The organism is Pseudomonadota bacterium (assembly GCA_016195085.1).
Classification (GTDB): domain Bacteria; phylum Pseudomonadota; class Alphaproteobacteria; order SHVZ01; family SHVZ01; genus JACQAG01.
This window is the reverse complement of the sequence record JACQAG010000023.1, coordinates 36,580-48,977: the sequence shown is the minus strand read 5'-3', so window position 1 is coordinate 48,977 and position 12,398 is coordinate 36,580. Positions and strand designations below refer to the sequence as shown.

General features: G+C 65.4%; 10 protein-coding genes. 6 read left to right on the top strand and 4 right to left on the bottom strand.

Annotated features, from left to right (window positions below; translation table 11 throughout):
- Positions 1–122 precede the first annotated feature (122 nt).
- Positions 123–503: a rhodanese-like domain-containing protein gene (locus HY058_07275; GenBank protein ID MBI3497087.1), complete on the bottom strand. Its 381-nt coding sequence runs from the start codon at positions 501–503 to the stop codon at positions 123–125.
- Between the two features lie 90 nt (positions 504–593).
- Positions 594–2,252, bottom strand: coding sequence for an ABC transporter substrate-binding protein (locus HY058_07270; protein MBI3497086.1), 1,659 nt, complete (start codon positions 2,250–2,252; stop codon positions 594–596).
- Between the two features lie 239 nt (positions 2,253–2,491).
- On the opposite strand from HY058_07270, the gene HY058_07265 reads away from it, so the two are divergent.
- The 3 genes from HY058_07265 (at position 2,492) to HY058_07255 (ending at position 6,209) form a co-directional block, all read left to right on the top strand.
- Entirely contained in the window at positions 2,492–3,952 is a 1,461-nt protein-coding gene (locus HY058_07265) for a DHA2 family efflux MFS transporter permease subunit (protein ID MBI3497085.1), read from the top strand.
- Positions 3,953–4,026: 74 nt separating this feature from the next.
- The gene (locus tag HY058_07260) at positions 4,027–5,610 is read left to right on the top strand and encodes an ABC transporter substrate-binding protein (GenBank protein ID MBI3497084.1); all 1,584 of its coding nucleotides are present in this window, start codon (positions 4,027–4,029) and stop codon (positions 5,608–5,610) included.
- 173 nt (positions 5,611–5,783) lie between these two features.
- Positions 5,784–6,209 (top strand): global cell cycle regulator GcrA-like protein, encoded by a 426-nt coding sequence (locus tag HY058_07255; GenBank protein ID MBI3497083.1) that lies wholly within the window; start codon positions 5,784–5,786, stop codon positions 6,207–6,209.
- A gap of 16 nt (positions 6,210–6,225) precedes the next feature.
- Here the strand turns inward: HY058_07255 and HY058_07250 are convergent, their stop codons facing one another.
- Both HY058_07250 and HY058_07245 read right to left on the bottom strand, forming a co-directional pair.
- The gene (locus tag HY058_07250) at positions 6,226–7,101 is read right to left on the bottom strand and encodes an aldose 1-epimerase family protein (GenBank protein MBI3497082.1); all 876 of its coding nucleotides are present in this window, start codon (positions 7,099–7,101) and stop codon (positions 6,226–6,228) included.
- A gap of 20 nt (positions 7,102–7,121) precedes the next feature.
- Positions 7,122–8,240 carry a beta-lactamase family protein gene (locus HY058_07245; protein ID MBI3497081.1) on the bottom strand — a complete coding sequence of 373 codons (1,119 nt, stop codon included), beginning with the start codon at positions 8,238–8,240 and terminating at the stop codon, positions 7,122–7,124.
- 469 nt (positions 8,241–8,709) lie between these two features.
- On the opposite strand from HY058_07245, the gene HY058_07240 reads away from it, so the two are divergent.
- From HY058_07240 to fliG, 3 genes are all read left to right on the top strand, one after another.
- Complete coding sequence (locus HY058_07240) at positions 8,710–9,738, top strand: flippase-like domain-containing protein (protein ID MBI3497080.1); 1,029 nt, start codon at positions 8,710–8,712, stop codon at positions 9,736–9,738.
- 98 nt (positions 9,739–9,836) lie between these two features.
- Positions 9,837–10,943 carry an amidinotransferase gene (locus HY058_07235; protein MBI3497079.1) on the top strand — a complete coding sequence of 369 codons (1,107 nt, stop codon included), beginning with the start codon at positions 9,837–9,839 and terminating at the stop codon, positions 10,941–10,943.
- Between the two features lie 383 nt (positions 10,944–11,326).
- Positions 11,327–12,343 carry a flagellar motor switch protein FliG gene (gene fliG / locus HY058_07230; GenBank protein MBI3497078.1) on the top strand — a complete coding sequence of 339 codons (1,017 nt, stop codon included), beginning with the start codon at positions 11,327–11,329 and terminating at the stop codon, positions 12,341–12,343.
- Positions 12,344–12,398 lie beyond the last annotated feature (55 nt).

Genomic DNA, 12,398 nt, shown 5'->3' with positions numbered 1-12,398 from the left:
GCCCCCCCCTCCCCAACCCTCCCCTGGCGTGGGGGAGGGAGCAGGAGGTCTATCTCGACTCCCTCCCTCGCCGTGAGGCGGGGGAGGGTTGGGGTGGGGGCATTCGGCGGGTCCTCAGCGGCTCACACGGGCTCGGTCTCGACTCCGGCCTCGGCCAGGTCCCTGAAGCCGCCGGCGTTGAATACGGATTTGTAGCCGAGATCCTTCAGCGTCTTGCCGCTCAAGGCGGCGCGGCCGCCGGAGCCGCAATAGACCACGATCTTCTTGTCTTTCTGGAAGGCCGGGTTGTGGCTCGGCAGCTCCGGGTCGGCGCGGAACTCGAGCATGCCCCGGGAGACGGTGACGGCACCCTTGATCTTGCCGGACTGGCGGATCTCCAGCTCGTCGCGGACATCGAGGATGAGGACATTGCCGGCCTTCGCCATCACTTGGAGCTCATCGGCGGTTATGCGCGGCACCGCGGCATTGGCGGCGGCGAGCAGTTCTTTGACGGACGTGGCCATGGTGGATCGGAACCTTGAGAGGAGGGGAAAAGCAAAGAGGGGCGACCGCCGCCCCTCTTCTAGATTGCGCTTGAGGCGCGCTGGATCAAGCTAGCCCGCGAACTTCTCCATGTTCCAGTAGACCGGGCTCAGGACGCCGATGACGCCCCTGAGGCGATCCTTGCGGTAGGCGATCGGCGGGAAATACTGGCCGGCATAGGCGTAGGGCGCCTGGTCGAAGAAGCGGAGCTGGATCTTCTCGATGAGCTGCTTGCGCTGCTGGGCGCCGCTCGCCGCCAGGAACTCCACCCGGAGCTTCTCCATCTCGGGATCGCAGGGCCAGCCGAACCAGTTTTTCTGCTCGCAGGTGGATTCCAAGGGCGCGTTCAGCACCGGATCCATCATGGTGGCGCTGGGCCATGCGGTGGGGAAGATGTTCCAGCCGCCGCGATCCTGCTGCGGGGAGGCCTTGATCGAGCGGCGCGAGACCAGGGACGACCAGTCCATCGACTGCAGATCGGATTTGACGCCGAGCTCGCGCAGATGCCCGTCCAGCACCTGGGCGATGAGATGCAAGTTGACCTGGTCGGTCGGATCCATGAGCACGACCGGCTCGCCGTTGTAGCCGCCTTCCTTGAGCAAGGCCTTGATGCGCTCCGGCTGGTATTTGGCGAAGCGCTCGGTGCCGATCATGGTCTCGTTGGGCGAGCCGCAGACGAAGGGAGCGAGACACACCCGGCCGAGATCGCCGGTCTGGCCCGTAGCGCTCAGATAGTCCTCCTGCCGGCTCTCGATCAGCATCTGGATCGCTTGGCGCGCCTTCGGATTGTCGAAGGGCTTGTTCAAGGAGTTGAAGCGGAAGTGGAACTGCCAGCCCAGGGGATCGAGGAAGCCGATGGTGATGTTGGGGTTGGTGCGCATCTGCCTGACCTGATCGGCGATCGGGTTGGTCAGGTAGTCGAGCTCGCCCGCGGCGAGTGCGGCCGACTGCACCGAGGGGTCGGGGATCACTTGCCATTCTACCCGCTCGATCTTGACGACCTTGCCGCCGGCATAGCCGTCGGCCGGCTCCGCGCGCGGCTTGTAGCTGGGGCTCTTGGTGTAGACGACCCGGTTGTTGGGTTGCCATTCCTCCTTGACCCAGAGGAACGGGCCGGAGCCGACGACTTCGGTCACTTGCGTGAAGGGATCGGTCGAGGCCTCCTTCTCGCGCATGATGAAGCAGACCGGGGTCACCGCGCCGAAGGTCTCCAAGACCGGGCCGAACGGCTCCTTCAGCTTCAGCGAGAACGACCTCTCGTCGATCGGGGCCAAGGACTGCGCGCGCTCCATCATGATCTTCGCCTCGCCGAATCTGGCGGCCCAGCGCTTGATCGAGGCGACGCAATCCTTGGATGTCACCGGCGAGCCGTCGGAGAATCCGAGCCCGTCGCGGAGCTTGAAATTGTGGGTGAGGCCGTCGGCGGAGGCCTCGTATTTCTCCACCATCTGCGGCTTCACATTGTACTTGGCGTCGACCGAAAACAGCGTGTCGTAGACCATGTAGCCATGGGTGGAGGTGATGGTGGCGGTCGTCCACACCGGATCGAAGATCTTGAGGTCGACCTCGGGGGCGACCTTGACGGTCGAGCGCGCATCGGCGCCATAGGCCTTGCCGCTGGCGAGCCGGAGCACGGCGGGCATCGCCAGCACGCCCATGGTTCCGGCTCCCGCCTTGATGACGCCGCGCCGGCTGAGCCCGCGCCTGTTGCCGCTGATCTTCATGCTCATGACGAGAAGCCTCCCATGCTTGACCGCTCCCTGCCTCGCGGTCGGATCGATTGCCAGGAGAGGATAGGCTTGGCGACGCCTTGGCGGCAATTCCCCCAAGGAGCCGTCGCCGCCGGAGGCCCGATTGCCGGCGCGGCTGCTCTTGGTCTAGCTTGTGGTTTAGCTTGCCGGGGCTCGATCCCTGTGGATGCGGGAGCTGGATGACGGCAGATCGGGGAGTGGCGGCACCCCGCCGCGCCATGATCACCATCTCGATCATGGCCGCCACGATCATGCATGCGATCGACACCACGATCCCCAATGTGGCGCTGCCGCACATGCAGGGAAGCCTGCTGGCGACCCAGGAGCAGATCGCCTGGGTGCTGACGAGCTACATCCTTGCCGCCGCCATCATGACTCCGCCCACCGGCGTGATCGCGCTCAAGATCGGCCGCCGGCGCTTGTTCATCATCTCGATTCTGGGCTTCAGCGCCGTCTCGGCCTTGTGCGGCCTCGCCGGGAGCCTCACCGAGATGGTGATCTACCGGACCCTGCAAGGGGCCTTCGGCGCCAGCCTGATTCCGCTCTCCCAGGCGACATTGCTCGACACCTATCCCAAGGAGCGCCACGGCGAGGCGATGGCGCTCTGGGGCATGGGCTTCGTCGCCGCGCCGATCTTCGGGCCGACCGTCGGCGGCTACCTGACCGAGGCGCATGATTGGCGCTGGATCTTCTACATCAACGTGCCGGTCGGCCTGCTGGCGGCGCTGGGCGTGTGGGCGAACCTCCCCGACACGAAGATCGACCGCGAGGCGAATTTCGACTGGACCGGCTTTGCCTTCCTCGGGCTTGCCATCGGTGCGGCGCAAATGATGCTCGACCGCGGGGAGAGCCTCGACTGGTTCCAATCGAAGCAGATCGTCGTCATGGCGGCGGTCTCGGCGCTGGCGCTCTATCTCTTCATCGTCCACAGCCTGACCGCGCACCAGCCGCTGATCGAGTTCGCCATCTTCCGCGACCGCAACTTCGTCTCTGGCGTGCTCGCCACCTTCATCGTGAGCCTGGTGGTGCTGGCGATGCTGGCGCTCCTATCGCATCTGCTGCAGGACGTGCTGCAATATCCGGCGATCACCGCGGGCGAGATCATGGGGCCGCGGGGCGTCGGTACCATGGTGGCGATGACCATCGCCGGCAAGATCAGCGGCCGGACCGATCCCCGCTATGTGATCACCGGCGGGGTGGCGATCACGGCCTCGGCGTTCTGGCTGATGACGCGGTTTACCCTCGACGTCGACGTCTGGAGCCTGGTCTGGGTCGGCTTCCTGCAGGGCTTCGGCATGGGGTTCATCTATGTGCCGCTCAGCACCTTCGCCTTCGCCACCTTGGCACCCCACTACCGCACCACCGGCGCCAGCCTGTTTAGCCTCATGCGCAACTTGGGTGCCAGCGCCGGCATCGCCGCCTTGGAGGCGCTGTTGGCGCGCAACCGCCAGGTGTTCCGCAGCGCCATGGTCGAGGGCATCACCCCTTTCGATCCGAAGTTCCGCGAGCCCACATCCTCGGTGCCTTGGGATTTGCAGACCGTGCAGGGCCTCTTTAGCCTCAGCACCGAGGTCGACCGCCAAGCGACCATGCTGGCCTATCTCGCGGATTTCCAATGGATGACCGGGATCACGCTGTTGATCGTGCCGCTCCTCCTGGTCGGGCGGCGGCGGCGGTAACGATCTGGATTGGACATTGATGGCGCGGTGGCCGAGGATCCGGCTCGGGACCTGCTGATCAAGAGGAGGGGCAGATGCTTCGCGCTCTGGTTCGTCTGGCGATCGGTATTCCGGCGGCGGCCCTCCTGTCTCTGGCCGCACCGTCCTTGGCACAGGAGATCACGCTGGGACAGGGTGCCGCGGTCACCTCGATCGATCCGCATTTCCACAATCTGGCGACGAACATCAAGCTGTCGATCCACATGTTCGACCGGCTCGTCGATCAGGACGAGCGGATGCGGCCGATCCCGGGCCTGGCGACCGAGTGGAAGACGATCGACGACACCACCTGGGAGTTCAAGCTGCGCCCGGGGGTCAAGTTCCATGACGGCAGCGATCTCAGCGCCGAGGACGTGGCCGCCACCATCAGGCGGGTGAACTGGGTTCCCAACAGTCCGTCTCCCTTCACCATCTACACCCGCCAGATCAAGGAGATCATCGTCGTCGACCCGCAGACCATCCGCTTCAAGACGTCCACGCCCTATCCGCTGATGCCGGTCGACCTCGCCTCGATCTACATCGTGTCGCGCAAGTTCGAGCAGGCGCCGACCAGCGCCTTCAACGACGGAAGCGCCATGATCGGCTCCGGACCGTTCAAGTATGCGAGCTATGCGCAGGGCGACCGCATCGTGGTCCAGCGCAACGACGCCTATTGGGGCGCCAAGCCCCATTGGCAGAAGGCGACGATCAAGATCATCACCAACAATGCCGCGCGGGTCGCCGCCCTGCTGGCCGGCGACGTGCAGGCGATCGACGACGTGCCGCCTGCCGATTACGTCGCCCTCAAGGCGAATGCGAATGTCAGTCTCGTCCGCGCGCTGGCCAATTCCGTGCTGTTCATCCATATGGACAGCTTCCGCGACAAGACTCCCTTCGTCACCGACAAGGCCGGCCAGCCCTTGGCGGCGAACCCGTTCAAGGACCGCCGGGTGCGCATGGCCATCTCCAAGGCGATCAACCGCCAAGCCTTGGTCGAGCGGGTGATGGACGGCACCGCCACGCCCGCCGGCGGTCTTCTGGCCGAAGGCTTCTTCGGCGTCAGCCCCAAGCTCAAGCCCGATGCCTATGACCCCGACGGCGCCCGCAAGCTCCTGGCCGAGGCGGGCTATCCCAACGGCTTCGCCATCACCATCCACGGTCCGAACGACCGCTATCCGAACGACGACAAGGTGCTGCAGGCGCTGGCCCCGATGCTGACCCGCATCGGCATCGACACCAAGGTGGTGGCGCAGCCTTGGACGATCTTCATCGGCCAGGCGAGCGCGCCCACCTACGCATACAGCCTCTTGCTGATCGGCAACTCGGCTACCACCGGCGAGGCCTCCTTCCCGCTCCGCGCCCAGGTGGCGACCGTCAGCAGCGAGAAGGGGATGGGTGCGTCCAACCGCGCACGCTATTCAAACCCGAAGGTGGACGAGGTGCTGGATCGGGCGCTGGCGACGGTCGACGACAAGAAGCGCGAGGCCTTGCTGCAGGAGACGGCCGAGATCGCCATGGCCGACCAGGCGCTCGTGCCGCTCTTCTACCAGGACAACACCTATGCCTTGCGCAAGGGGCTCGCCTACACCGGACGGGCCGATGGCTACATGGCCGCCTTCATGATCCGGCCGGGGAATTGAGGGAACCGGCCGGGATCGAAGTGCTGCCGGAGCAGCCGAGGGCGACCCGGCCCGGCAGCCGGGGGTCGACGCGCGCGCTTGAAATGCCGTAATATTTGCTTAAATGCTCGGCGAGCCGTAGGGGCGAGAGCAAGCGCCGATGCGGTCGGGTCAACAGAATGCCGAATGCTCCCATGGCACGATTTACTTGGACGAAAGCGAGCGAGCGGAAACTCCGGGTTTGGTTCACGCTCGAAGGGTTGAGCTTCGAGCAGATGGCCAAGCGTCTCGGCCTCAGCCGCAGCGCCGTCGCCGGCAAGATCCAGCGCATGGGGCTCATCGGCCATGGGCTCAATCGGCCCGGCGCCCGTCGCTCGCCCCCGCCGCCAGGGGCCAGCCCGCCCATCCCCGGGGCGCGCTGCCATTGGCCGATCGGCGATCCGAAGCTTCCCGGCTTCCATTTCTGCAGCAAGCCGGTTCCCGCCGGCACGATCTATTGCCCGGAGCATGCGGCCAAGGCGTATGTCCGGTCGGACTCGACCAGGATCAGGTCCGCACGGCCCGCCGCCCAGGCCCTCTGGCAGGCCAAGCCCAAAAGCAAGATCAGCGCCGCGCGCTAGGCTACCAACGCCGCGGCTAAAGAACGCTGCCCGGCGGGCGATAGGTAAGATCGACGCCGTAGGTCGCCTCCTGGCCGGGCGGAAGCAAGCGCATCGACGGCTTCTCGGTGAGGTTGCCGGTGAAGCCGCGGGGATCGGAGTACCCGGTCCAGGCCTCCAGGCACAGGAACGGCGCCGTCGTCTTGGTCCACAAGGCGAGGTGGGGAAAGCCGTCGGTCGCCATCTCGATGGCGCTGCCATCGGGGGCGGCGAAGGTGAGGCGGCGGCTCTTGGCGTCGCGGAAGATGATGGCACCCTGCTCGAACCGCTCGGGTGTCAAGGACAGCGTCCGCCCGGAGAGCGGCGAGAGGCGCATCTCCCTCTCGATCAGCCCGTCGGGGCCGCCGCCGATCAGGCTCGAGGCTTCCTCCCGTTCGAAGACCACCCGGTAGCCGCTTTGGCTCGCGCCAGCAAAGGGCCAGCGGAATGCCGGGTGGAAGCCGGTCGCATAGGGCAGCGGCACCGTGCCGGGATTGGCGAGGGACAGGTCGAGACGGAGGCCGGCCGCACCCAGCCGATAGGCGAGCCGCAAGACGAAGGCGAAGGGAAAGATCGCCTTGATCTCTTCGGTGTCGCGGAGCACGAGCTCGACCCGGTCTGGTGCCGTGGATGCCACCGTGAACAGGCTGGTGCGGGTGAAGCCGTGGCGCTGGGTGGGATAGGCGATGCCGTCATGGTGGATCACGTCGTTGGCGGCGTGGCCGACGATGGGAAAGAGGATCGGCGCATGGTGCGGCCAATGGGCCGCATCGCCGTGCCAGAGGAGCGGGGGCGAGCCCGCTTCCTGCCATGCCACCAGCTCGCCGCCCAAGGGCTGGATGCTGGCGCTGGCGCCCGCGCAGGCGAGATCGATCCTTGGCGGAGAGGATGCGCTCACAGGATGGCCGAGTGCACGAGATTGCTCACCTGATCCAGCCTCTGGCTGTGCCAGGGATCGGGCGCGCGGCAGTTGGTGAGATAGGCGAAAGACACGCCGGAATCCGGATCGCCCCAGCAATAGGAGCTGCCGACGCCGCCATGGCCGAAGGTGGCGGGCGAGGCGAAGCTGCCGAGGCCGCGGATGGTGGGGGTGGTGCCGCGGAGATGCGGGCCGATGCCGCGATGCATCGGCATTCCCATGAACTCGTCCACGCGCTCGCCGGTCCAGTTGCGGATGGCGTATCCGAGCGTGCGCGGCGAGAGCAAGCGCTTGCCCGCCAGCTCGCCGCCGTTCAGCATCATCTGATAGAAGGCCGCCATGGCGCGCGCGCTCGCATAGCCGCCGGCGCCGGGCGCGCCGGCCTTTCGCCATGCCGGCGTGTTGGTGTCGGCGATCGGCACGACGCCGTTGCCGCCGGGTTCGTGCATGTCGGCGGCGCGCGCCATCGCTGCCGCCGGCATACCCACCATCAGCTCGTCGGCGAGGCCGAGCGGCGCCAGCACCCGCTCGCGGATGACCCGGCGGAAATCCTGGCCAGTCAGCGCTTCGATCAGCACGGCGGCGATCCAGTGGGCCGACTGGCCGTGATAGAAGATGCGGGAGCCCGGGGTCCATTCCAGGCTGAAGTTGCACACGGTCTCCTTCAGCAAGGCATGATCTTCCCACGCCTCGGGCGGCACCACGGCGCTCGGAACCCCGCCTTGATGGGTCATGAGCTGCAATACGGTCACCTCGCGCTTGCCGTTGCGGGCGAAAATCGGCACATGGTCGCTGATGCGGTCGGTGAAGCGGAAGGCGCCCTCTTCGGCCAGCACCCACAAGGCCGCCGCGGTCACCACCTTGGTGTTTGAATAGAGGAGCCACAGCGTCTTCTGGTTAGCTTCCCGCTTGAGGGTCGCTTTGCCGAAGCTGCGGAACGCCGCGAGCTTGCCGCCTCGGGCAATCGCAAACTGAGCGCCCGGGTACCGACCCTCGGCGATATGCCGTTCGACGAGGCGAACCAGCCGGTCGATCTGCTCCACCCGCAGGCCGGCCGCTTCGAGCCCGCTCTGCGGCAACGGAAATCCCTTCAAGACGCCCTCCCCGTGAGTTCGATGCTTGTCGCGAGCGGCATGATCGAATGCGCGGTCGATCGGTGTCCAGATTCATGTCCGCAAGCGAAGCCCACCCCACTCAAGTCTTGCGCAGCGACGGGCAAACGCCGCCCGCCGCATATCCGCGGGTGTGCCGGCTCCTGCGAATCTCCCAGGCAGCAAATACGTCGATGGTGAAACGCGAGGTTCCCGGTTGCGGCGTTGCATGGGGCAGCCGGCCGCGGGGACGCGATCGACCGTTTGACTTTATCTTAAATCTGTAGTTAATCGCCGCGAATTTGTCGTATTTGGTGTTGTTTCAACAGTCGTTGAGCGTCGACGGCCGATAGACCTAACCCGACACCGCTCGATCAACACTCGGCCAAGCCTTAGTCCAACAAATCGCCTGGCACAAAAGATCGGCCAGACCAAGGTGGCCGGCGGCGGCGGAGGAAACGGATTTGCAGACATGAAGATCGGCGTCTATTTGGGAGTGCCCTTTGGCTTGGCGCTCGCGATCGCGCTGATCGTTTTCAACGACGCGGCTAGCGTGTTCGACATATTCGCGCGCGTCGGCTTCGGGCTGGTTCCGGTCGTTGCCGTGCGCGCTTCCATCATTGCCGTATGCGCCGGCGCCTGGGCGGTCTTGCTGCTCGACCTCCGCGGACTGCCGCTCGGCGTGTGGCCGCTGCTGCGCTGGATTCGGGAGGGGATCAACGTCCTCTTGCCGGTCGCGACCGTGGGCGGCGAGATCATCGGCGCGCGGCTGCTGACCTTCTGGGGCGTCGCCGCCGGCGTGGCCGGCGCCGGCATCCTGATCGATGTTCTGCTGCAGGCCTCGGGGCAAGCGGTGTTCGCGCTGATCGGCGTCGCACTCTTGGCGGGGGTCGCCGGGGCCGAGGAACTGACCGAGTGGGCCCTGGCCGGAACAGGTGTGGCGTTTCTCGCGCTCGCGGGATTCTTCGCCGCGTTGCGTTTTGGCGGCGTCGGCGCGATCGAACGCTTCGTGGTGGCGCAGGCGGCCCGCTGGTCCAAGTCCGGATCGAAGCGCGCCTTTTCGATCAACCCGCTCCGATTGGCCGAGGCGCTCGGCACAATCTGGCGGCGGCCCGCCGCGCTCGGGGTCTCGCTGCTGCTCCATATCGCCGCGTGGCTGATGGGCGTCCTCGAGATCTGGATCGCCCTCTACTGGATGGGCCACGATGCATCGTTTGCGCAGGCGTTGATCCTGGAGAGTCTCGGGCAGGCCTTGCGGGGTGCGGCCTTCCCGGTGCCGGGCGCGCTTGGGGTGCAGGAGGGCGGCTTCATCCTGCTTGGGCAATTGTTGGGGATCGATCCGCAAACCGCGATTGCGCTGTCCTTGGTGAAGCGGGTCCCGGAAATCGTGCTGGGCTTGCCGGCCCTGTATGTCTGGCATCGGCTGGAAGCGCGGCTGACGCGGTCCCTGCCGCCGCTTTATCGCATCGCCGGCGAGTCGACGACGCTCGCCAATGATTGAAGGCTGGGGCGCTGGTGTGCCGGTTCCGAATTTCGCCGCCACGAATTTCTGATTCACGGCACTAGGATGAGCACGCTAAGGGAGGCGGAATGGATGTGATGCATAAGCCGGTGACCGAGATCGATCCGGCATCCATGGGCGTGGTGAATTCCTGGAACGAGTGGGATCCGCTCGAAGAGGTGATTGTCGGCCGGCTCGAAGGCGCGGTGATCCCGCCCTATCATGTCACCGTCACCTTCAACGTCCCGAATTTCACGGCCAAGCTGCATCGCCTCGTCGCCGGCTTCCGCTATCCGCAATGGATGGTGAAGCGCGCGCAAAAGGAGCTGGACGGCTTCATTCGCATCCTGGAAAGCGCCGGCGTCACGGTGCGCCGGCCTGACGTAGCAAACCACGCCAGACGCTTCCGCACGCCCGCCTGGTCCAGCGCCGGGTTCTGCATCGCCTGTCCGCGCGACGGATTCCTGGTGATCGGCGATGAGATCATCGAAACGCCCATGTGCTGGCGCTCGCGCCACTTCGAAGGCGATGCGTATCGGACGCTGTTCAAGGAGTATTTCTCCAAGGGCGCGCGCTGGACCTCCGCACCCCGCCCGCAGCTGCTGGACGCGCTTTACAATCACCGCTACCAAGTGCCGAAGCAGGGAGAGACGCTCCGCTACACGATCACGGAATGGGAGCCGGTGTTCGACGCGGCGGATTTCGTTCGCTGCGGCCGCGACCTCTTTGTGACGCAGAGCAACGTCACCAACGCGGCCGGCATCGAATGGCTGCGCCGTCACCTGGGGGAGCGCTTCCGGATCCACGAGATCGTCTCGATCTGTCGTCAGCCGATGCACATCGACAGCTCGTTCATCCCGCTCTGTCCGGGCAAGGTGCTGGTGAATCCCGATTATGTCGACATCGACCGGCTGCCGCCGGTGCTGAAGACGTGGGACGTGCTGATCGCGCCCAGGCCGGATCCGGTCGAGGGAATCATGACCAAGATCTCGATGTGCAGCCCCTGGACCAGCATCAACACGCTGATGCTGGATGAAAAGCGGGTGATCGTCGACCAGTCCCAGCCCACCCTGATCAAGGCGTTCAAGGACTGGGGGTTCGAGCCCATTGCTTGCGCGTTCCTGAGCTACGGGCCCTTCGGTGGCGCGTTCCATTGCGCCACGCTCGACGTCCGCCGGCGAGGCGGGCTGCAATCCTACTTCTGAGCCAAATGCTGGTGGTCAATTGGACCCGATTGGAGCAGGTCCTAGGGGCGCGCACGCGGTCGACCATTTGACTTTATTTCAAATTTGTAGTTAATCGGCGGCAAATAGTCGTATTTGACGTTGTTGCAACAACGGTTGAACGTCGAGCGGGACGGTCGATGGCCATGGTCCTTCTCATCGAGAACGATCCGGAACGTCGCGAAGTCGTGAGCACGACGCTGCCCGATGCCGTCTCGAGCGCCGCCCGAACCAAGAGACCGTAGCTCCGACGCCAGCTCCTGGAGATCTTTGCCGCGCAACCAGTAGACCTCACGATGACCGCACCAGCACCGTGGCAATGGAGTCGCTGACGGGCTTCTGCGGGGACACCCTGGAGGCGAGCGATGCGAGTCCGTGAAGACTACCGGGCGCTCAGCGGACCGGAAAAAGCCGCGATGCTGCTCATGAGCCTGGGCGAGGAGCATGCCTCCAAGCTCTTTGCGCTGATGAGCGACGACGAGATCAAGGAAATCTCGCAGACCATGGCCAATCTCGGCACCGTCTCCTCGAACGTGGTCGAGCGGCTGTTCGTGGAGTTCGCCGAGCAGATCTCCTCCACCGGATCGCTCACCGGCACCTTCGATTCGACCGAACGTCTGCTGAAGAAGGCGCTGGGCGACGATCGGGTCAACGACATCATGGAGGAGATTCGCGGCCCCGCCGGGCGCACCATGTGGGACAAGCTTGCCAATGTGAACGAGCTGGTGCTCGCCAACTATCTCAAGAACGAATACCCGCAGACCGTCGGCGTCGTGCTCGGCAAGATCCGCGCCGACCACACCGCGAAGGTGCTGCAGCTCCTGCCCGAAAACTTCGCCATGGAAGTGGTGATGCGGATGCTGCGCATGGAGGCGGTGCAGAAGGATGTGCTCTCCGACGTCGAGCGCACGCTCAGGACCGAGTTCATGAGCAACCTCGCCCGCACCAGCCGGCGCGATACCCATGAAATGATCGCCGAGATTTTCAGCGGCCTCGACCGCGCCACCGAGGCGCGCTTCCTCGGCGCCTTGGAGGAGCGCAACAAGGATTCGGCCGAGAAGGTCAAGGCGCTGATGTTCACCTTCGAGGATCTGGGCCGTCTCGATCCCACGGGTGTACAGGCCATGCTGCGCGGTGCGGAGAAGCAGAAGCTGGCGCTCGCCCTCAAGGGCGCCTCGGAGACGCTGCGGGACCTGTTCTTCTCCAACATGTCCGAACGTGCCGGCAAGCTCCTGCGCGAGGACATGGCCTCCATGGGCCCAATCCGCCGCAAGGAGGTGGAAGAGGCGCAGACCTACATGGTGAACCTGGCGAAGGAGATGGCGGCCAGGGGCGACATCGTGCTGTCGGACAGCAAGGGCGGCGACGAGCTCGTTTACTGACCGGGCCTACGACGTTGCTGCCAGCGCCGGGGGGCCCGATGCGGAGCCCCCGCAA